This window comes from Massilia sp. PAMC28688 (genome assembly GCF_019443445.1).
GTDB lineage: Bacteria > Pseudomonadota > Gammaproteobacteria > Burkholderiales > Burkholderiaceae_D > Telluria_A.
Map to the genome: position 1 here is coordinate 1,258,513 of NZ_CP080378.1, position 20,536 is coordinate 1,279,048.

Annotated in this window: 22 protein-coding genes; 16 read left to right on the top strand and 6 right to left on the bottom strand. The window is 64.1% G+C overall.

The window, feature by feature from the left end; genetic code table 11:
• Window positions 1–23: 23 nt before the first annotated feature.
• On the bottom strand, window positions 24–2,105 hold the full coding sequence (locus KY495_RS05585) for a phosphocholine-specific phospholipase C (protein WP_229518506.1): 2,082 nt from the start codon (window positions 2,103–2,105) through the stop codon (window positions 24–26).
• A gap of 151 nt (window positions 2,106–2,256) precedes the next feature.
• Here KY495_RS05585 and KY495_RS05590 point away from each other — a divergent pair, with 151 nt between their 5' ends.
• From KY495_RS05590 to KY495_RS05605, 4 genes are all read left to right on the top strand, one after another.
• Window positions 2,257–4,431: an EAL domain-containing protein gene (locus tag KY495_RS05590; protein WP_219882738.1), complete on the top strand. Its 2,175-nt coding sequence runs from the start codon at window positions 2,257–2,259 to the stop codon at window positions 4,429–4,431.
• Window positions 4,432–4,783: 352 nt separating this feature from the next.
• Window positions 4,784–5,926 carry a branched-chain amino acid ABC transporter substrate-binding protein gene (locus KY495_RS05595; RefSeq protein WP_374040989.1) on the top strand — a complete coding sequence of 381 codons (1,143 nt, stop codon included), beginning with the start codon at window positions 4,784–4,786 and terminating at the stop codon, window positions 5,924–5,926.
• Between the two features lie 128 nt (window positions 5,927–6,054).
• On the top strand, window positions 6,055–6,369 hold the full coding sequence (locus tag KY495_RS05600; protein WP_219882740.1) for a PsiF family protein: 315 nt from the start codon (window positions 6,055–6,057) through the stop codon (window positions 6,367–6,369).
• Window positions 6,370–6,411: 42 nt separating this feature from the next.
• Window positions 6,412–7,608: a TIGR04552 family protein gene (locus tag KY495_RS05605; RefSeq protein WP_219882741.1), complete on the top strand. Its 1,197-nt coding sequence runs from the start codon at window positions 6,412–6,414 to the stop codon at window positions 7,606–7,608.
• A 39-nt stretch (window positions 7,609–7,647) separates the two neighbouring features.
• Here the strand turns inward: KY495_RS05605 and KY495_RS05610 are convergent, their stop codons facing one another.
• Window positions 7,648–8,073: a BLUF domain-containing protein gene (locus KY495_RS05610; protein ID WP_219882742.1), complete on the bottom strand. Its 426-nt coding sequence runs from the start codon at window positions 8,071–8,073 to the stop codon at window positions 7,648–7,650.
• Window positions 8,074–8,123: 50 nt separating this feature from the next.
• Window positions 8,124–8,831, bottom strand: coding sequence for a GTP cyclohydrolase I (folE, locus tag KY495_RS05615; RefSeq protein WP_219882743.1), 708 nt, complete (start codon window positions 8,829–8,831; stop codon window positions 8,124–8,126).
• Window positions 8,832–8,983: 152 nt separating this feature from the next.
• Here folE and KY495_RS05620 point away from each other — a divergent pair, with 152 nt between their 5' ends.
• The 11 genes from KY495_RS05620 to KY495_RS05670 all read left to right on the top strand — a co-directional run bounded on the left by KY495_RS05620 (window position 8,984) and on the right by KY495_RS05670 (window position 18,033).
• Window positions 8,984–9,451 (top strand): hypothetical protein, encoded by a 468-nt coding sequence (locus tag KY495_RS05620; protein WP_219882744.1) that lies wholly within the window; start codon window positions 8,984–8,986, stop codon window positions 9,449–9,451.
• Window positions 9,452–9,560: 109 nt separating this feature from the next.
• Window positions 9,561–10,097, top strand: a complete 537-nt coding sequence (locus tag KY495_RS05625; protein WP_219882745.1) for a DUF882 domain-containing protein — start codon at window positions 9,561–9,563, stop codon at window positions 10,095–10,097.
• A 29-nt stretch (window positions 10,098–10,126) separates the two neighbouring features.
• Window positions 10,127–10,954 (top strand): hypothetical protein, encoded by an 828-nt coding sequence (locus KY495_RS05630; protein ID WP_229518507.1) that lies wholly within the window; start codon window positions 10,127–10,129, stop codon window positions 10,952–10,954.
• Window positions 10,951–11,265, top strand: a complete 315-nt coding sequence (locus tag KY495_RS05635; RefSeq protein WP_219882746.1) for a hypothetical protein — start codon at window positions 10,951–10,953, stop codon at window positions 11,263–11,265. Before KY495_RS05630 ends, KY495_RS05635 begins: the two co-directional genes overlap by 4 nt.
• Before the next feature lie 73 nt (window positions 11,266–11,338).
• Window positions 11,339–13,321: a bifunctional diguanylate cyclase/phosphodiesterase gene (locus tag KY495_RS05640; protein ID WP_219882747.1), complete on the top strand. Its 1,983-nt coding sequence runs from the start codon at window positions 11,339–11,341 to the stop codon at window positions 13,319–13,321.
• Between the two features lie 41 nt (window positions 13,322–13,362).
• On the top strand, window positions 13,363–14,619 hold the full coding sequence (locus KY495_RS05645) for an MFS transporter (RefSeq protein ID WP_229518508.1): 1,257 nt from the start codon (window positions 13,363–13,365) through the stop codon (window positions 14,617–14,619).
• Between the two features lie 31 nt (window positions 14,620–14,650).
• On the top strand, window positions 14,651–15,094 hold the full coding sequence (locus KY495_RS05650) for a thioesterase family protein (protein ID WP_219884117.1): 444 nt from the start codon (window positions 14,651–14,653) through the stop codon (window positions 15,092–15,094).
• 123 nt (window positions 15,095–15,217) lie between these two features.
• Window positions 15,218–15,685: a host attachment protein gene (locus KY495_RS05655; RefSeq protein ID WP_219882748.1), complete on the top strand. Its 468-nt coding sequence runs from the start codon at window positions 15,218–15,220 to the stop codon at window positions 15,683–15,685.
• A 141-nt stretch (window positions 15,686–15,826) separates the two neighbouring features.
• Entirely contained in the window at window positions 15,827–16,429 is a 603-nt protein-coding gene (locus tag KY495_RS05660; RefSeq protein WP_219882749.1) for an RNA polymerase sigma factor, read from the top strand.
• A 19-nt stretch (window positions 16,430–16,448) separates the two neighbouring features.
• Window positions 16,449–16,940: a hypothetical protein gene (locus tag KY495_RS05665; protein WP_219882750.1), complete on the top strand. Its 492-nt coding sequence runs from the start codon at window positions 16,449–16,451 to the stop codon at window positions 16,938–16,940.
• A gap of 37 nt (window positions 16,941–16,977) precedes the next feature.
• Complete coding sequence (locus KY495_RS05670) at window positions 16,978–18,033, top strand: hypothetical protein (RefSeq protein ID WP_219882751.1); 1,056 nt, start codon at window positions 16,978–16,980, stop codon at window positions 18,031–18,033.
• Window positions 18,034–18,091: 58 nt separating this feature from the next.
• Here KY495_RS05670 and KY495_RS05675 read toward each other — a convergent pair whose 3' ends face one another.
• On the bottom strand, window positions 18,092–18,574 hold the full coding sequence (locus KY495_RS05675; RefSeq protein WP_219882752.1) for a DUF3016 domain-containing protein: 483 nt from the start codon (window positions 18,572–18,574) through the stop codon (window positions 18,092–18,094).
• Between the two features lie 156 nt (window positions 18,575–18,730).
• Between KY495_RS05675 and KY495_RS05680 the strand changes: the two genes are divergently transcribed.
• A complete protein-coding gene (locus KY495_RS05680) occupies window positions 18,731–19,468 on the top strand; it encodes a DNA-formamidopyrimidine glycosylase family protein (protein ID WP_219882753.1) in 738 nt (245 codons plus the stop codon).
• Window positions 19,469–19,484: 16 nt separating this feature from the next.
• On the opposite strand, the gene KY495_RS05685 is transcribed toward KY495_RS05680, so the two are convergent.
• The gene (locus tag KY495_RS05685; RefSeq protein WP_219882754.1) at window positions 19,485–20,000 is read right to left on the bottom strand and encodes a hypothetical protein; all 516 of its coding nucleotides are present in this window, start codon (window positions 19,998–20,000) and stop codon (window positions 19,485–19,487) included.
• Between the two features lie 186 nt (window positions 20,001–20,186).
• Window positions 20,187–20,447, bottom strand: a complete 261-nt coding sequence (locus KY495_RS05690; protein ID WP_219882755.1) for a hypothetical protein — start codon at window positions 20,445–20,447, stop codon at window positions 20,187–20,189.
• Between the last annotated feature and the right edge of the window lie 89 nt (window positions 20,448–20,536).

Below are 20,536 nucleotides of genomic sequence, written 5' to 3' on the forward strand. Positions count from 1 at the left end.
ACCGCGCCGGCGCCCGCCCTGCTCTATAGCCCCGTCTTCGGCCAGGAAGGGCTGTTCATGGCGGGATCGCTGATGCTGTCGCGCCCCGTTTCAAGCCGGCCGGCAAAGCGGCGCACGTAGCCTGGCAGTTCTGGCAGGCGCACACTGAAGTCGTACCAGCCACCGCTGCCTTGCAGCGGCCAGCTGCGGCGTGCCTGCTGCCCCGGCGCCAGCGTGATCTGCCATGGCGTGGCCGCGGCCAGCGCATCGGCGTAGGCATTGGCATGGACGACGCATGCGCGCGCCGTCCCCCCGGGATTGTGCATGATCAAGTCCAGCGTGCCGCTGCCGCCATCGAGTTCCACGCTTACCTGGAACGGCGGCGCTGCCAGCGTACCGGCCACATGGCGGTGAAAGCCATTTGGGCCCAGGATCCACAGGTCATACGCCCCGTCCGGCGCATCCCAGCTGGCCGGCAGCCTGTGGCCCGCCCCCACCGTGTAACGGCGCGGCACCTGCGCCAGGCGCAAGCGGTCATAGACATGGCATACCGCCCCGGCCCGGCCCGCATTGGCCAGCAGCAGACTGATGGTGTTCCCGTCGCCGGGCGGGAGCTCGTGCACCGCCAGCGCATACGGCAGCGCGCGCGACGGCCTCGTCCCCGCTGCCTGGCGCGGCAACTGTGGCACAGCGGGCATGGGCGGCAGGCTGGCCTGGCCTATCTGCCGTGCGCGCTGCGCCCGCTCGGCGGTAGCGGGCAACAGGTGCACGAACGGACGGGGGTCGGGGTTGGCAAAATCGAAGGCACTGGTCAGGTCGCCGCACACGGCCCGCCGCCAGGGCGAAATATTCGGCTCCATCACCCCGAAGCGCACTTCCATGAACCTGATCAGCGAGGTGTGGTCAAACACTTGTGAATTGACCCAGCCGCCGCGGCTCCAGGGCGAGATGACCAGCATCGGCACGCGCGGGCCGAGTCCGTAAGGCCTGTGCATCAGGTCGTCGGCCTCGGTCGCTTCGGTGCTGCGCAGGTGATGGTATTCGCCCGCCGTGCTCACCGTGGACGCGCCGGCAAAGCGCGCCTTGGCCGGGTCGTTATCCCAATGCAGGCACGAAGGCACTGCAGGCGGCGGTACGTGGTCAAAAAAGCCATCGTTTTCATCAAACATGAGGAACAACACGGTCTTGCTCCACACTGCCGGGTTGCTGGCAAGGGCATCGATGACAGTGGCCGTATAGGCCGCGCCTTGCGCCGGGCTGGACGGGACCGGATGTTCCGATCCCTCGGCCGTGGCGATGATGTACGACACCTGGGGCAGCGTGCCATCCTGCACATCCTGCCTGAGCCGGTCCAGGGTGCGCGTGGTGAGCGCCCGCTCGCGCAGGGCGCGCTGCACCGCATCAGGTGCGCTGGCGGCAGCCGCCTGCCGAAAGGCCCGGAAACCCACCAGCGGATTGTCGGTGTAATTGTCGCTCAGGTCCTGGTAAATCTGCCAGCTCACGCCGGCTGCCTGCAGCCGTTGCGGATAGGTGGTCCAGCTGTAGCCGCCCGCAGGATCGAAACCCAGGTGGTCATAGCTGTTGCCGATCACCGGACCGTGCCCCAGCTGGAACGGATCGTTGGTGCCGGTCCAGGCCATGACGCGGTTCGGATTGGTGCCGGCCTGGAGCGAACAGTGATAGGCATCGCACACGGTAAACAGGTCGGCCAGCGCACACTGGTAGGGCAGGTCGACGGCCGTGTAATGGCCCATCGCATGGCGCTGCTTGAAAGTGGGCCAGGCAGCGAGCCGGCCATGGTCCCACGCCCGCTGCGCATTGGGCCAGGTGTGGGGAGTGCCGAGCACCCGCATGGCCGAGAACGCTTGCGTGGTGTCCAGGTGAAAAGGTGCCACCCGGTCGGCGACCGCATCCCCGCTGTCGTTGCGCTGCAGCCAGACACTGCCCGCTGTGCCTGTCGTGTCCGCCACGGGGATGGTGAAGCGGTCGCCAAAACCGCGCACCCCGCGCAGGGTACCGAAATAATGATCAAACGAGCGATTTTCCTGCATCAGGATCACGATGTGCTGCACGTCCATGATGGTGCCGGCAGCCGCCACCCCTGCCCCGCCTTCTGTCTGTCGCATCCACGTCCTGATTGAAATCCTGTTAAGCATTCCATTGTAACAACATGTTGCGCCCGCGCCGCGTCACGGATCCGCCACGCAAGCGCATGCCTGACCGTAGCGCGCTTGCTTTACACTACAACAGGCGGCAATGGGAAAAGGAGCGGGGTGGATGGGCCAGGAGCGATACGAAGGCATTGATGAACAGCGGCTGGCGCTGGTAATGGAAGCGGCCGGGCTGGACCTATGGGAAAATGATCTCGTCACCGGCGAAGTCACGCGCCAGGCCGTCAAGATTTACGGCGAACTCGGCTACAGCGACAGCGAAATCGGCGCCTTCATCGACAACATCTTTCGCATCATCCATCCCGACGATATCGACCGCATCAAGACTGCGCTGGCCGATCATCTGGCTGGCAAGAGCGCCAACTACCAGTGCGAATTCCGGATTCGCGCGCGTGACGGCCGCTGGGTCTGGTACGCCAACCATGGCCGGCTGATGGACGCGGCGGGCGGCGAGCGCGGTCACCGGCTGATCGGCGTGACCTTCAATATCGACCACCGGCGGCGGGAACAGGAACGCTTCCAGGAGCAGCAGCTCATGCTGCGCGAAAGCGAGCGGCGTCACCGCGAGCTGCTGGAAAACCTCCACACCGGCATTGTCGTGCACGCCCCCGACACCGCCATCACCTACAGCAATCCGCGCGCCGCGCAACTGCTGGGCCTGACGCCGGACACCATGCAGGGCAAGCTGGCCCACGACGCCGCCTTTGCCTTTGTCGACGAACAGGGCGAACCGATGCTGCCGCCGGCCTATCCGGTCACGCGCGTGCTGAAAAATCACGAGCCGCTCGAAGCGCTCGTGCTGGGTGTGCGCGACGCAGCAGCCAGGGTGCGCTGGCTGATGGTGCATGCATTTCCCGAGTTTGACGCCGGCGGCCGGCTCAAACAAGTGGTCGTCAACTTCGACGACATATCGCCGCGCAAGCTGGCCGAAGAAAAAATTCATCACCTCGCCTTCTTCGATGCCTTGACCGACCTGCCCAACCGCCGCCTGCTGATGAACCGGCTGCAGGCGGCCATCGCTGGCGCGGCGCGCACCCACCGCTACGGCGCGGTGCTGTTCATCGACCTGGACAAATTCAAGACCATCAATGACGTCCTCGGGCATGGCATGGGCGACCAGATGCTCATTGAAGTGGCGACCCGGGTGCGTGGCTGCGTGCGTGACACCGACACTGTCGCGCGCCTGGGCGGCGATGAATTCGTGGTGCTGCTGCCTGACCTGGACCAGGACCAGGGGGCAGCGTCGCAGAAGACGGCGCACATAGCCGAAAAAATCCGCCTTGCGCTGACCGATCCCTTCCAGCTTCACAACACCATGCACCACAGCTCGCCGAGCATTGGCGCCAGCCTGTTTGCCGGCAGCGGAGACAGCGCCGAAGTGCTGCTGCGCCAGGCCGACATGGCCATGTACAAGGCCAAGGATGCCGGGCGCAACACCATGCGGTTTTTCAGCGCCGCCATGCAGCTGGCGGTCGAAACCCACGCCGCGCTCGATGCCGACCTGCGGCACGCGGTCGCGCGCGGCCAGTTCAGCCTTCATTACCAGCTGCAGGTCGACGCCGGCGGGCGGGCGCTGGGCGCCGAAGCGCTGCTGCGCTGGACCCATCCGGCGCGTGGGGCAGTGTCGCCCATGCAGTTCATCCCCATTGCCGAAGAAAGCTCGCTCATCATCGACATTGGCAACTGGGTGATCGACAGCGCCTGCGCCCAGCTTGGCGCATGGCACCGCGACGCACGGCTGCGGCACCTGACGCTGGCCGTCAACGTCAGCGCGCGCCAGTTCCACCAGGGCGACTTCGTGGCGCGGCTGGCGGCGGCGCTGGCGCGTCACCGGTTCGACGTTTCCTGTCTCAAGCTGGAACTGACGGAAAGCGTGGTGTTGGGGGACGTGGCCGAAGTGGTGGTCAAGATGCGCGCCCTGCGCGCGCTGGGCGTGGGCCTGTCGATGGACGACTTCGGCACCGGTTACTCGTCGCTGTCGTATCTCAAGCAGCTGCCGCTGGATCAGATCAAGATCGACCAGAGCTTCGTGCGCGACATCAGCACCGACCCGACGGACGCGGTGATGGTCAAGACCATCATCGACCTGGCGCGCAACTTCCACCTGCACGTCATTGCCGAAGGTGTCGAAACCAAAGCGCAGCTGGCCTTCCTCCAGCGCCACGGCTGCAACGCCTACCAGGGCTACCTGTTCAGCAAACCCATCCCCGTCGACGCCTTTGAAGCGATGCTCCGCACCTACCCCGAAACAATTTCCCCCAACCAGGGTCAGACCACTTAAACGAGGCAAAATCAATTTCCTACAGGCGGGGTCAGACCACTTAAACGCCGCAAAAGCAACTTTTTTCCGCGCCGTATGGCAACAAATGGCGGAAAAATGCTGCCGCCGATGCATTAAATTGCGCACCGTCAGTTGTACAGGACATCAATCGCTCTTGACCGCTTTTCTGCGGGGATACTTTTGGACGCGCGACGCCCGTGGATCCCCGTGCGGGGTCTGACTCTGCTTGCAGGACATTGATTTTCGATCGTTTAAGTGGTCTGACCCTGGCGGTTGGAAACAAGCGGGGCGCGGGCAATCTTGTTGCCGGGATAGAATCCCTGGATTCGGCATTGCCGCCACTTTTCCCCGGATGTTCATGCGCCCCTCAGCCTGCCTGCTCACACTCGTCGCCGCCCTGCCTTTTCATGCCCTCGCGGCCGATCAGGTGATCAGGATCGGCAGCGTCTCCCCGCTCAGCGGCCAGAGCGCGCACCAGGGCAAGGACACTGAAAACGGCGCCCGCATGGCCGTCGCCGACCTCAATGCGCGCGGCTTCACCATCAATGGCAAGAAGGTGCGCTTCGAACTGCTGGCCGAGGACGACGCCGCCGATCCCAAACAGGGCACCATGGCGGCCCAGAAGCTGATCGACGCGAAAGTGGCCGGCGTGGTCGGCCACCTCAATTCCGGCACCACGGTCCCCGCTTCCAAGCTCTATCACAGCGCCGGCATCGCCCAGATCTCGCCCGCCGCCACCACGCCTTACTACACGCGCCAGGGCTTCAACACGGCCTTCCGGGTGGTCGCCAACGACAGCAAGGTCGGCGCCACCCTTGGCAGCTACGCGGTCCGGCGCCTCAAGGCGCGCCGCATCGCGGTGATCGATGACCGCACCGCCTTCGGCCAGGGCCTGGCCGACGAATTCGTCAAGTCGGTGCGGCGCATCGGCGGCGCGGCCATTGTCAGCCGCCAGTTCACCCACGACAAGGCCACCGACTTCAATGCCATCCTCACCCAGGTCAAGTCGAAACAGCCAGACCTGATTTTCTATGGCGGCATGGATGCGGTGGCCGGCCCCATGCTCAAGCAGATGCAGGCACTGGCAATCCGGGTGCCGTTCGTGAGCGGCGATGGGGTGTGCTCGGAAAAGCTGCCGCAACTGGCGGCCGAGGGCCTGGGCGAGAACCGCGTCACCTGCGCCGTCGCCGGCGGCGTCACCGGCCCCCAGGAAAAAGGCATGGCCGACTTCACTGAACGCTATCGCAAGACCTACCAACTGGAGCTGCAGACCTACGCCCCGTACGCCTACGATGCCGTGATGGTACTGGCCACGGCCATGCAGAACGCCAAGTCGGCGGACCCGGCGCGCTACCTGCCGGCCCTGGCCAAAATCCGCTATCAGGGCGTGACCGGCAACATCGCCTTTGACGCCAGGGGCGACCTGCGCAACGCGGCCATGACGCTGTACACCTACCGCGGCGGCAAGAAGACCAAGCTGGAGGTGCTGCGCTAGCCGTTGCGCCCATGCTGCACTTGCTGCGGCGCACGAAAAAAAGTTTCTACGGAGACTGTTTGGCTGTCGTATAGTCGCAACTGCGCTGCGCCGCTGCAGCGCTTGCTGACCCATTGCCGAGGATCCTGATGAAGAAACCGTTCACCGTTGCTGCCCTGTCCCTGTCGCTCTCCTTGTCCCTGTCCTGCTCTGCCCTGGCCGCCCCGGATGCACCCACCCCTGCCAGGTCGGCGCAGCAGAACAAGATGGTCAGCTGTAACGCCGAGGCGGCCGGCAAAAAGGGGGAGGAGCGCAAGGCCTTCATGAAGCAGTGTCTGAGCGCGGCCCCGGTCACGAAAGCGACCGCGCAGCAGGAGAAGATGAAGACCTGTAACGCGGACGCCGCCGGCAAGAAGGGCGACGAGCGCAAAGCCTTCATGAAGACTTGCCTGAGCGCGAAATAAGCAGCGCGCCAGCATTCGCCGTTTGCCCCCGCGCCCCGGTCCATGACCGAACCTGCCGCGCCGCCCAAGAGCCGCCAGAAGTTTTCACTGAACTGGGGCTATCTGGCCGCCATCACGAGCGGCCAGTCGGCCATTGACTTGAGCTCCCTGGCGCTGCGCAGCCTGCACGACGCGCGCCAGTTCGCGCGCGAGTACGGCTTTGACCTCGACCAGCACGCCACCTTGCTGCGCATCGTGCGCGCCCATCGCGAAGCGGTGGACTTCATCCTCGGCCACTTCGTCGACCCCGCCCATGCCGCCCTCATGCCCGAGGAAGTGCGCTTTGCCGACGACCCGCTGCTGCTGCTGGTCTATGCTTCCCAGCGCGGCGAGCAGACCGACCTGCTGCGCCTGTGGTCGTGCGCGGTGCTCAAGGTCATGCACGGGATCTTTTATATCGACAGTGACCTCAAGCTGCGCCACTTTGCCACCATCCGCGCGCAGATCTTTGCCAGCCTCGATGAGGTGATCCACCATGACGGCGTGCAGTACTACCTGACCGACGGTCAATTGCGCCTGCCCCTGCTGCATTACGACCGCAAGAGCCACAAGGGCAGGAACAGCATTTTGCTCAAGCTGCTGCAAAAGGCGGCCTATCTGGCCTCTGACATCTACGACCACCTGGGCGTGCGCCTGACGTTCAACACGCGCTTCGAGTGCCTGCTGGCGCTGCATGCGCTGCAGCGGGCGCACCTGCTGTCGGTGACCAACGTCGACCCCCAGCGCACCCGCAATACGCTGCTCGACCTGGAGGCGGCCAAGCAGGTGTTTGTCAAATACCGCAGCATGCTCGACTTCAGCGATGGCTATCCGGCCGCGCTGCTGCACAAGATGGACGAGGAATTGCTGGCCCTGGCCCAGCCCCAGAGTCGCAGCGACAATCCTCACAGCGGGGCCGGCTTTTCCAGCCTGCAGGTCACGCTGCGCAAGATGATCCATTTGCGCGGCGCCGATATCGAGCATGCGCACGATGGCGACGTGGATTTTTTCTTCGAGTACGAGATCCAGCTGATGGACCGCGCCAGCCATGACCGCAGCCAGTCCGGCCCGGCCAGCCACGAGGCGTACAAGCAGCGCCAGGTGGATACGGCGCGCCTGCGCGTATTGGGGCGCGACCTGCTGGATCTTATTGGGGCTGCCCGGGGCGGCAGTGGGGCACAGGCGCTTCCCGGCGGCGACGCGGCGCCGGGCCCACGCTGACGGCGCGGCAGGCCCGCCAGCATGGCCCGGCCTCGGACACTAGGGTCGGCCGACGATGGTGGCGGTCGCCATCAGTTCGTCAATCAGGGCCAGCGAATTCTTGCCTGACATGGCGTGCGGGTCGACCACGGGCAGGTCGGAAAAGCGCAGCAGCGTGGAGGCGTTGATCTTGCCCAGGTTGGCCTGGCCCATGGTCCAGCCGGCGTAGCGCCGCTCGCTCACTTCTTCATAGTGCAGCAGCACCACGTCGCTGTGGCGCGCATCGCGCAGGATTTTGGCGTACAGGGCGTTGATCGCTTCGCGCCCGCCTTCGAGCACCTGCATGAACACCTTGTCGCTGTGGCACAGGATGCCCGTAATGCCGTTCTGCGGGTTGTGTGCGTGCGCTTCCTGCATGATGTCGTGGATCTGGGCACATTCGATTCTGCCGATCGCACGGCTGGCGTACAGAAGTCTGACTAGCATGGTGACTCTCCGGTGACTGGCGGTTGGCGGTCTGGCTGAACAGCGCTTGCTCAGCGCTTGATCAGCGACAAAAATTCGCGGCGCAGGGACGGGTCCTTGAGGAAGGAGCCGTGCATGACGCTGTTGATCATTTTAGCGTCCATGTCCTTCACGCCGCGCCACTGCATGCAGAAGTGATCGGCTTCCATCACCACTGCCAGCCCGTCCGGCTGCATTTTTTCCTGCAGCAGGTCGGCCAGCTGCACCACCGCTTCTTCCTGGATCTGGGGCCGGCTCATGATCCACTGGGCGATGCGGGCATACTTGGACAGGCCGATCAGGGCCGAATGCTCATTCGGCATGACCCCGATCCAGACCTTGCCGATCACCGGACACAGATGGTGTGAACAGGCGCTGCGCACGGTGATGGGGCCAACGATCATCAGTTCATTCAGATGGGCTGCATTGGGAAATTCCGTCACCGGCGGCATCGGAACATAGCGCCCGCCAAAGACTTCGTTGACGAACATCTTGGCCACGCGCCGGCCCGTGTCCTGGGTGTTGTGGTCATGCTCGGTATCGATCACGAGGCTTTCCAGCACCCCCTGCAGCTTGCTGCTCACTTCGTCCAGCAGGGCCTCGAGTTCGCCCGGCTCGATGTAGGCGGCAATGTTGTCGTTCGCATGGAAACGGGTCTTGCTCGCCACCAGGCGCTCGCGGATGCGCTGCGACACGGGGATCGTTACCGGTGTCAGGGTCGTGGTCTTGTCGGTTGCCATGTTCGGGCCTATGGTGAAAGTGCGGGGGTCTGCAGCTGACTGCGGCGTAAATTATACTGTGTCAACAGTCCGGGAGCGCGGCACTGGCCGCGGCGGCCCGGGTCAATCGCGCGCCCCTTGCCAAGGCGGCAAGGCTTTGGGATCATGGGGGCATGAAAATTTCTCTCCCCCTGATTGCGCGCCTGTGTGGCGCCATGGTGCTGGCGTCGGCCAGTGTGGCTTGCAGCGGCGTGTCCGGCAATGGCGAGGCGCCGGCGACGGCTGCACCGGCCGCGGCCGCGCCGGCCCCCGCTCCCGTGGTGGCGGCCGCGCCGGCCGGCACGGCCCGTTCCCGGCTCATGGCCGAAATCGGCGATGCCGCGTGCGATACGGCGCAGCAATGCAAGACCGTCCCCGTCGGCAGCAAGGCCTGTGGCGGCCCGGAAGGGTATCTGGCGTATTCCACCAAACGCAGCGACAGTGCCAAGGTGGCACGCCTGGCTGCCGAAGATGCGGCCCAGCGCAAGGAACAGGACCAGCGTTCGGGCATGATATCGAACTGCATGATGCTGATGGACCCGGGCGCCACCTGCAGCGCCGGCCGCTGCGTGACCGCCAAACCGGGGGCGGTGGCCAGCTAGCGCCGCCCGTTCCAGACCCCGCGTAAAAATTGCTTACACACAATTTTATGCGCGGGGGGCGCGCTTTCGGTATCATGGGGGTTCGAGAATTACGCGTAAGGACATTATCATGAACCAACGCCGCTCCTTCCTGAAGACCTCCGTTGTGCTTGCTTCTGCCATGGGTGTGCCTGCCCTCGCCCGCGCTGCTGTTGCTGCGCCGCATGAACGCGTGTTGCGACTGTACAACACGCACACGGGCGAAAGTATCAAGCGGGTATTCTGGGCCGAAGGCCAGTTCATTCCTGACGCCATGGCCGATATCAACAAGCTGTTGCGTGACCACCGCAGCAATACCATCAAGGACATGGACCCCAAGCTCTTGCTCCTGCTCGACAAGGTCAGTGCCAAGTTCGGCGGTTCGGACGTCCTGCATGTCATTTCCGGCTATCGCTCGCCGGAGACCAATGCCAAGCTGGCCAAGGCCAGCGGGGGCGTGGCCCGCCACAGCATGCACCTTGACGGCAAGGCCATCGATATCCGCATCCCCGGGCGCGACCTGGCTGCCCTGCACAAGGCGGCCCTGGCGGAAAAGTCGGGCGGTGTGGGCTACTATCCCTCGTCGCAATTCGTCCACCTCGACACGGGCCGCACCCGCCACTGGTAATGCGGGCCACTGGTCACCGGGCAAAGGGCATGATGGGGGCACCGCGCCTGCGCCACATCCTTGCCCTGGCCGCCCTCGTCTCTGCCTCCTGGGCACCGGGCGCGGCGGCGCAAGTAGCGCCCGCAGCCCAGCCCATGCAGACCGTGCGCGTGCCGTTCGTGCGCGACCCGGTCGACAAGTCTTACCGCAAAATGATCCGCGGCATGGACCGCTTCGCGCGCGACCGCGCCCTGGCGCCCCAGGCAACACTGCGCTTCCGGCTGCTGCCGCGCCTGCCCAATTCGCAGCTTGAAGGCGTGACCCTGCGGGTGCTGGGCGACAATGTATCGCTGCCGCTCACGATTGCTCCCGATTTCAGCTTTGTCCTGCCGCGCAACAGCCAGGCCTTCAATGAAGATGCGGCCGTCATTGCCAGCCGCCGCAGCGACAGCATGACCTGGCGCGCCTGGGTGCAGTCGCCCGGCCTGGCCCCCGGCACCCGCCGCCTCGGCGACCTGCGCCTGGAATGCCTGGTCGGCATGGAGTCGGGCCTGGTATCGAACAGTTCCCCCATGTTCGGCTGGCTGTCGAACATGCTGACCGATCCGGACCAGGTCTGTGGCCAGCCCGATGGCAATTATTTGTTCTTTGCCGACCGTCCCCTGTTCAGCGTGATCCTGCGCCACGGCAGCCGCACCCAGGTGCTGCCCTTCGACATGCTGTATGCGGGGGGCCAGCAGACACGCGAGATGCTGCCGTTTTGCGACTGCCAGGTGCTGCTTGACCGCAGCTACTATGCCCCGATCTGGGACCGCAGCTGGCCCGACGACACGGTCGTCGCCTTCGAGTACATGACCGATGCGGCGGTGCAGCCATGAGGCGCGTCCCGCATCTGGCCCTGGCACTGTCGCTGGGCGCTTGTGCCGGCACCCCGCCCCCGCCCGGCACCCAGGTCGAGCAAGCGCGCCTGGCCGCTGCCACCGTCCCCGGCCAGGCCACCCGCGCCAGCGTGCTGGCCGCCCTTGGCCCTACCCGCAGCATTGCCTTCGACAGCGGCTACCAGGTGTGGCTGTACCAGGCCCCCCAGGGGAACGGGCTGTTTTCCGAGTATGTCGTGCTGTTCGATCCCAGCGGCGTGGTGAGCAAGACGCGCCAGGGTGCGCCGGCCCCGGCAAAATCAGGCAAATAAACACGATTGCACTAAACTTTTTGCGCTGTTCGCCACTCTAAACACCGAATCGCGATATCCGGGGCGGGCGTTCATGCACAACCATCTTGTCCAGTTTTATGAGGATGACGTTTTCCTCATCAAGGGGCTGGCCGACTTCATCGGCGGCGCCATCGCGGCCGGGCACAAGGGCATTGCCATCGCCACGTCCGAACACCTGCGCAGCCTCGAGCAAACCTTGCAGGGGCGGGGCCTGCTCGATGAACACGGATCGGCCAAGAGCGGGCGCTACCTGCCGCTGGCCGCAGACTGCATGCTGCCCCTGTTCATGGAACGAGGCGAGCCGGTGGAAGAGCGCTTCCAGGATGCCATCGGCGGCATCATCCGCGATGCCGCCGAGCATGAGCACGACCAGATTTTCGTGTTCGGTGAAATGGTGGCCATCCTGTGCGCGCCGGCCCACCGCTCGCTCTATTCCACGGGCAAGCACGACGCCGCCATCAAGGTGGAACGCTACTTCAACAAACTGCAGCGGCACTACCCGTTTTCACTGCTGTGCGCCTACCCCCTCAATGCTTTTCCGAGCGCCAACGACGCTGCCATGTTCAGCGAAGTGTGCAATCTGCACAGCCATGTCCTGCCGGCCGAAAGCTTCGACCCGGCCGTCAATATCGACCACCTGCACCGCACCGTCGCCACCTTGCAACAGCAAGCCTATTCCCTGTCCACCGAGGTCCACAGCCGCCAGCAGATCGAGCAGGCCATGCGTGAGGTCAATGTCGACCGCCTCACGGGCCTGGCCAACCGCAACGTCTTCCACGACCGGCTCGAGCGCGACATCAAGGTATCGCGGCGCAGCGGTCTGCCGCTGGCCCTGCTGTTCATTGATCTCGACCACTTCAAGGAAATCAACGACACCCTGGGCCACCAGGTAGGCGACACACTGCTCAAGCAGGTAGGCCAGCGCCTGCAAACCTATGTGCGCGAGACCGATACCGTGGCACGCCTGGGCGGCGACGAATTCACCGTCACCCTGAGCGAGCTGCACGAGGTCGACACCGTCACCGATATCGCGCACAAAATCCGCACCGACCTGGCACGGCCATTTCGCCTTGGCAGCGACATGGCCTATATTTCGGCCAGCATTGGCATCACGCTGTATCCGCGCGACGGCGACAATGCCGTCGAACTGCTGCGCAATGCCGACCAGGCCATGTACCAGTCCAAGGACCAGGGCCGCAACCGGCTCAGCTACTTTACGCCCTGCATGCAGGAAGCGGCGCAGGCGCGCATGACCATGAGTAACGAGCTGCGCCGCGCCATCGACGACCGCCAGCTTGCACTCCACTATCAACCCATCGTCGATATGGCCAGCCGGTGCGTGCGCAAGGCCGAAGCCTTGCTGCGCTGGTCGCATCCCCAGCTGGGCCAGGTCAGTCCCGTCGACTTCATTCCCATTGCCGAGCACAATGGCCAGATCATCGGCATTGGCAACTGGGTGTTCCAGGAGGCGCTGGCCTTTGCCCGCCACTGCCGCACCATTGAGGGCGAGCTGACCATCAACGTCAATGTGTCGCCGGCCCAGTTTTATCACGGCGATGACATCTGGGGCAGTTGGCTCAGCGACGGTACCATGGCAACCATCGGCAGGGACAGCGTGCCCGAGGTAGGCCTGGAAATCACGGAAGGCTTGCTGCTCGCTTCCAGCCCCACGGTCATGAAGCAGCTGCGCCTGTTTCATAAGGCCGGCATCAAGATTTCGCTCGATGACTTCGGCACCGGTTATTCCTCCCTGTCCTACTTGCGCAAATTCAATCTCGACTTTCTCAAGATTGACCAATCCTTTGTCTACAACCTCGACAACGATGCAGCCAATGTTGCCTTGTGCGAAGCCATCATCGTCATGGCCCACAAGCTTGGCCTCAAGGTGATTGCAGAAGGGGTGGAAAATGAGGCCCAGGCCGAGATCCTGCGCGCGGCAGACTGCGATTACGGCCAGGGTTTTCTGTTCAGCGAGCCACTGCCGGGGCCTGCCTTCGAGCAGTTACTCAGGCAGGGACACAGTGCGGCGGCCTGACACCGGCCCGGCCGCGGCAAGCGCCAGCGCCAGCCGCTACAATGGCAGACCCGGGCTTGCCGGCCCACCGTTTGCGCGCCGCCTTCATGGATCATCCTCCCCGTTCGCCCCAGACCATTGCCATGCTCGGCGTGACCCAGCTTGTCTCCTGGGGCAGCCTGTACTACGCCTTTGCCATCCTGTCCCAGAGCATTGCCCGGGATACCGGCATGCGCCCGGAAATTGTGTTTGGCGCCTATTCCTGGGCCCTGCTGGCCTGCGGCCTGGCCGCGCCCGTGGTCGGCAGGCTGATCGACCGCCATGGCGGGCGCCCGGTACTGGCCGGCGGTTCCGTGGTCACGGCTGCAGGTTTTTTCCTGCTGGCCCATGCCAGCGGGGTGTTTCTGTACTTTCTCGCCTGGACCGTGCTGGGACTGGGCATGGCCGCGGTGCTGTACGACGCCGCCTTTGCCGCCCTCAACTACCGCTTCGGCCTCGATGCCCGGCGCGCCATTGCCAGCCTGACCCTGTTTGGCGGATTTGCCAGTACCGTGTTCTGGCCCCTCACGCTCAAGCTCGACACGGCGCTGGGCTGGCGCGATACCTATTTCATCTATGGCCTGGTCCAGCTGCTGCTGTGCCTTCCCCTGCACCTCATGCTCGACCGGCACCAGGCGCCGCGCGTGGCGCCGGCCGCCAGCCGCACCCGGGCCGACTTCACCCTGCGCCAGGCCCTCCACCATCCCATGTTCTGGATGCTGGCGCTGGCGCTGGCGGCCAACCAGTTCATTTTCTCGGCCCTCTCGGTCCACCTGATCGGCATCCTGCAGGGCTTTGGCCATTCCGTCACCAGCGTGGTCATCATGTCGTCCCTGATCGGCCCCATGCTGGTGGCCGGGCGCCTGCTGGAAATGACCTTCGGGCACCGCGTGGGCGCCGACACCCTGGGCAAGCTGTGCTTTGCCACCTTGCCGGCAGCCATGCTGCTGGTCATGTTCCTGGGCCGCCATCAGCTGGCCATGGCCCTGTTCTGCGCGGTATACGGCCTGGCCACCGGCATCCTGACCATCGTGCGCGGGACCGTGCCCCAGCTGCTGTTTGGGACGCGCAATTATGGCGCCATTGCCGGCGCCCTTGCCACGCCATCCCTCCTGACCAAGGCCGCCGGGCCCCTGGCCGTCGCTGCCATGATGGGGGCCCAGGCCGGTCCCGCGCCCCTGTTCGGCATGCTGCTCGCGTTTTCCCTCGTCTCCCTGGTGCTCTACCTGCTGGCGCTGCGCGGCCAGGCCGCCGCGCCCGCACCAGTGGCGACCGGCTAGAATAGCCCTATTGCCACTTTCCGAGTACGCCATGGCCCGCCTGCAGCTCGACTTTCCCGAAGAACAGTATTACTACACGACCCCGCTCACCGTGCGCGTGACGGACATTAACGGTGCCAATCACCTGGGCAACGATTCCATGATTTCCATGATTTCGGAAGCCCGCGCCCGCTTTCTGTACGAGTTTGGCGTGCGCGAAACGGAACGCGACGGCACCGGCATCATCGTCACCGACCTGGCCACCACCTACCGGGCGGAAGCACATGCCCGGGATCAATTGCTGTTTGAAGTGGGCGTGATGGACTTTAACAAGTACGGCGGCGACATCACCTTCCGCATCACGCGCCCGCGCGACAAGACCCTGGTGGCCATGGCCAAATCCGGTTTTGTGTTTTACAACTACAAGACCAGCCAGGTCGTGGCCATGCCGGACGAGTTCCGCGCCAAGTTTCCGCGCGCCAATTGGATCGACTGAGCCCGCACCCGCTGTTTCTCCCGTACTACTCGAAATTGCTGTTTGGGCTAGACTTTTATCACAGCCAAGCGCACGCGCGGTTCCCACACCCCGCGCCAATGTAAGTCAATTGAAGGAGAGAACATGAATTCAACCTGGATTGTGTCGGCCGATCGCGGCCGCGCCCGCATCTTTCTCGAGTCTGACCGCAACAAGCCTCTGCAAGAAATCGAGGACATGGTCAGTCCCTCGGCCCGCACCCGCACCTCGGACGAATACACCGACCGCATCGGGACCTTTGCAGGGGGCAAGAGCATCCACAAGACGGGTGGCCATCTGCCCAGCAGCCAGTACGAGCCGCCGACCACCCCGGACGAGCACGAGACTGAAGTGTTTGCCAAGGAAGTGTGCGGCTACCTGCTCAAGGGCAAGCAGGAAGGGCGCTTTGACAAGCTGGCCCTGGTGGCCGCACCGGGCTTTCTCGGCTCGCTGCGCAACGAGCTCGATGCCCAGCTCAAGCCCCTGGTCAGCTATGAAATCAACAAGGATTACACCCATTCCAACGGTCAGCAGCTGCGCGAACTGATCGACGCCCACAACAGCAAGCAGTAAGCGCGCAGTCACCGCGCGCGGCAAGGCCGCCAGGCCGCAGCCCACGCCACATGCGTGGGCTTTTTTGTGGGCGGCACAAAACAATCTTGAAATAGCTGGAACTATTGGCGCTCGAACTGGCAATATCAGTAGAGACCCGCCATGACCACCACCACCGACCCCGACACCGACCTCCTGCGCCAGATGCGCGCCGGACAGGCAGCCGCCTTCCAGGCCCTTTACCGGCGTCACCAGGGGCCGCTGTACCGGTTTGCCGTACTGCGCACCGGTTCGCCCGACACGGCAGCGGACGTGGTCCAGGAAGTGTTCATGGGCCTGCTGACCGACAGCCTGAAGTTCGATCCACTGCGCGGCGCCCTGCCCAATTTCCTGTTTGGCGTCACGCGCAAGCTGATCCTCAAGCACGAGACGCCGCGCTTGCGTGAACAGTGTCTGGAAGAAGTGGACAGCGAGGATGACGACGCAGATGAGATTGCCTGCGAAGCGCAGGAACCGCTGTCCCGGCTGCTCAGCGATGAGGTGGCCGAGCAGGTGAGAGGCGCGCTGGCGCTGCTGCCGCCGCACTACCGCGACCCCCTGATCCTGTACGAACTGCATGACCTGTCCTACCTGGAGATTGCCGAGATCTGCCAGGTCGACCTGGGCACGGTGCGCTCGCGCCTGTCGCGCGGACGCGCCCTGATGGCAAAGCGCCTGGCGCAGCTGCGCCGCGATGCCACCGTCAACCCGCTAACGGCAGCCTGACTGCCATCCGAGGCCGCACATGAAAATGGATGAACACACCGACCCGCTGCTCGACCCGCCCTTCGCCGCCCTGCGCGGCGCCATGGCCGGCCTGAACGCGCCGCGCGGCGTGGAAAAGGAATTGCTGGATGCCTTTGCCCGCCAGTTCCCGCCGCGCCGCTGGTACCACGCCTTGTCGCCGCGCCAGTGGGGCATGGCCGGCGGCGTGGGCAGCACCGCACTGGTGGCCGTGCTGGCGCTGGGCCTGTCGACCCAGGTGCCGCCCCCGGCCCTGCCCGCCGCCCCGGCCGTCACGGTCGATGACGGGGCCGCCTTTATCGCCCTGGCCTCGGCCGAGCGCATCGAGCAGGAACCCCACGCGCGCATGCTGGAAACGGACGTACCGCGCACGGCGCTGGCCGCGATCGGCCTGCCGGTCACGCCGGAAAACGCGGGCGACTCGGTGCGCGCCGAAGTACTGGTCGGCGCCGACGGCTCCCCACTGGCCCTGCGGCTGGTGGCCCTGCCTTGAATGGCTGTTTTTTTTATCTATCACTGACGAGGACACCATGAATACCAGACATCTCCTGCTCGCCGCCCTGCTGGCCGGCGCCTTTTCTCCTGCCCTGGCATGGCAGGGCGGCACGGCCGCCCTGGAAGCGGGCGTCATGGACGCCGAGGGCGACGTGCCCGGCCCGGCCCGGCATGCAGTGCGCGAGCGCGTGCTGGTGCACGGACCCGGCCACCCCATGATGGCCCACTTCGGCCCCGGGCTGATGCATCACGGCAAAGCCGTCAAGAATGCCCCGTACAGCGCGGAAGCGGTCAATGAATTCCAGCGCAACCTGTCCGACGGCAACCAGATCGTCACCAGGACCAGCACCATGAGCTACCGCGACAGCGCCGGCCGCATGCGCCAGGAAACGCGTGACCACACGGGTGCGCTGCGCAACATCACCATTGTCGATCCTGCCGAAGGCATCACCTGGGTGCTGCAGCCGGACGCGAAGACAGCCATGAAAATTGGTCCGCACCGCGAGATCGCGCGCATCGCTGCCGACAAGGCCCGCGTCCACGCCGAAGCTGCGCGCGACGACGTGCGCAAGCACGTCATCATCAAGCGCATTGAGCGCGATGCGGAACGGGAAGCGCGCGCGGGCCTGCGTGAACTGGGCCGCCAGCGCGAAGAAATCCGCGTGCTGGTGGACAAGGACATGGCGGGCCGCCTGCCCATGCCAGGCATGGAACGCCTCGGGCCGGCCCTGGCCGGCGCCCTGGGGGACGGCAAGTGGTCGGCCAAGGCCAGCGTCAAGGACCTGGGGACGAAGGACATGGAAGGCATCCAGGCCCAGGGCAAGCTGCGCAGCTATGAAATTCCCGCCGGCGAAATTGGCAACCGCCATCCGATCGTGGTCAGTACCGAAAGCTGGTATGCGCCCGAACTGCAGGTGACGCTGATGACGCGCCACAGCGATCCGCGCAGTGGCGACCGGACTTACCGCCTCTCCGGCGTCAAGCGCGACGAGCCGGCCGCTTCCCTGTTCACCGTTCCGTCCGACTACACGGTCAGGGATACAATGGCCGAGGTGCGCAAGTCACTGGACATCAAGAAAGGCGCGAAATAAGTGATTCCACCAACAAAAGCCCGGCAATGCCGGGCTTTTGTTGGCGACTGTGACAGACTTAGCGCACTGCCAGCTTTTCCTTGAACCAGTCGTCAAGCATCTGCTTTTCGTAGCGCAGCGTGTCACCCGTAAAATACCGGTTCAGGCGATTGGTGTACATCATGTTCTGCACCACTTCTTCGCCGCTCTTGAGCACTTGTCCATCCTGGGTGATGCTGTAGCGCAGCTTCATGTGGGGCCAGTCGGCGCCGCCATTGATGACGCGAATATCGTAAATACTCCAACGCACCGGACGCTGGCGTCCCGCCAGATCGATGTCGAGCACTTCCACATTAAGGGTCTGGCCCGGCGGCAGCTGCGCCGCCAGCTTCTTGAAGTGGTCGCTCAGCTCTCTGAGCACTTCCTGGCGCTGCCACTCGTAATGTCCCAGGTCGGCAAACTGCTCCGGCGCCTGGTAGGTGACGTTGACCCCGGCGGCGGCAGGCGCGGCCACGGCCAGTGCGGCGGCTACGCAGGCAATCTGACGGATGACATGTTTCATTTCAGTTCCTTTAACGATGAATGAGATCCTGCTTCCAATATAGGCTTTTTTTGCCCCGTTTAAAGGAAGTCTGCCACCCAGTTTGTATCCAATTGTTAGCCCCCGCACACAGCGCCGACCCTATTGCCCAGACAATAGCAGTAAAGGAGGCGCACCGTGCCAGAAGGACCATCACTGTACATATTCAAGGAAGAAGCGGCCAGCTTCAAGGGCAAGAAGATTGCCATGGCCGAAGGCAACACCAAAACCGTCGATCTTGACAGCCTGGCAGGCCAGCGCGTCACGGCCCTGCACACCTGGGGCAAGCACTTCCTGATCGAGTTGAACAAGACGGTGCTCAAGGTCCATTTCCTGCTCTTTGGCAGTTACCGCATCAACGAACGCAAGGAGACCCCGCCCCGCCTGTCCCTGCAGTTCACCGATGGTAGCGAACTGAACATTTACGCCAGCTCCATCAAGGAACTCGACCGCGAAGCCTTTGCCGCCTACGATTTCACGGCCGATGTGATGTCGCCCACCTGGGACCCGGCACTGGCGCGTAAAAAACTGCGCGCCCGGCCCGATATGCTGGCCTGCGATGCCCTGCTCGACCAGTCGATTTTCTCGGGCGTGGGCAATATCATCAAGAATGAAGTGCTGTTCCGGATCCGCCTCCATCCCCTGTCCACCATGGGCGCACTGCCGGCGGCCAAGCTGCGCCAGCTGGTGGAACAGGCGCGGGTCTACAGCTTTGACTTCCTGGAGTGGAAGAAACAGTTCGTGCTCAAGAAGCACTGGCTGGCCCACGCCAAGCGCACCTGTCCGCGCTGCGACATTCCATACACCAAGGCCCACCTGGGCAAGTCGAATCGCCGCAGCTTTTTCTGCGAAAAGTGCCAGAAACGCTATACCTAGGCTTCACCAGCTGCCGTCAGGCGGGATCGCGAAAGCCGCTTTCAATCCATTTGGCGGCGCTGGTGCCGGTGAGCTTGAAGCCGGCGCTGGTGCGCACGCTGCCCACCAGGTCGCCATCGGGATTGAAGGCGGCCAGCTTGGCAAACGGATGCTCTTCATCGGGCACGATTTCCATCGTCACCTTGTATTCCACATCGTCCACCATGACCCACAGCTTCTTGTGGAGAATGGCTTGCAGTTGCTGCTCGTGGCGCCGGATCACTTCCGACGCCGTCTTGACCAGGGTGTGGAAGGCATTGACGTCCAGCGGCTTGGGATTTTTCTTGTCGCGGCCCATGGTCCACGGACCAACGAGGGCCGGCTCAGGTTCGCCGTCGCGGATCATGGCCACGGCCCAGCCTTCATCTTCTTCGTTCTTGATGACCTTGGCGGTCCAGCCATTGCCCTGCCACAGGCGCGCTTCCTGCACCAGGGCGCCCTCCTCTTCGCTGTCGGGGTGGTTGTCGGGGTTCTCGGATGCAAGGTCGGTCATGGCAATGGTAAGAGCTGGGTGGGGCTACATGATAGACCAATTTGCCCACCCGGGTCATGCCAGGCGCTGCCGGCAACGCCGCCCCGTAATGAACAAATATTTCATTGAAGGCACTGCGTAGAAAGAAAATTTCAAGCATCCCGCCAGTGCTGGCGGCAAGAAAAAGCCCGCATGGCGGGCCTGGGTTTATTGAACACTGGCAGGCGTGAGCCGCCAGGCCGGCGCCCCGGGCGGCAGCAGGGGCGGGCCCACGGGATCGGTGCGCGGGTCGATGGCCGGTGCCGGCGCGTCATAGCTGTATTTGTGAATGATGATCGGGGGAATCGCCGGTGGCGCCGATGGCGGCCCCTTGGGCCCGCCCCCTCCCAAAAGCTTGCGCAAATGGCGCGCAATATCGCCGAAAGCCGAATATGCCAGGTGGTCGACTGGATAATAAACAAATTGCATGTTGAAATCCCCCTCCGGTAAGCAGGGATTCAGTATAGGCAATATAAATCGTATTTCAAGGCAAAAAATATGCATGCCGCCCACCGCCG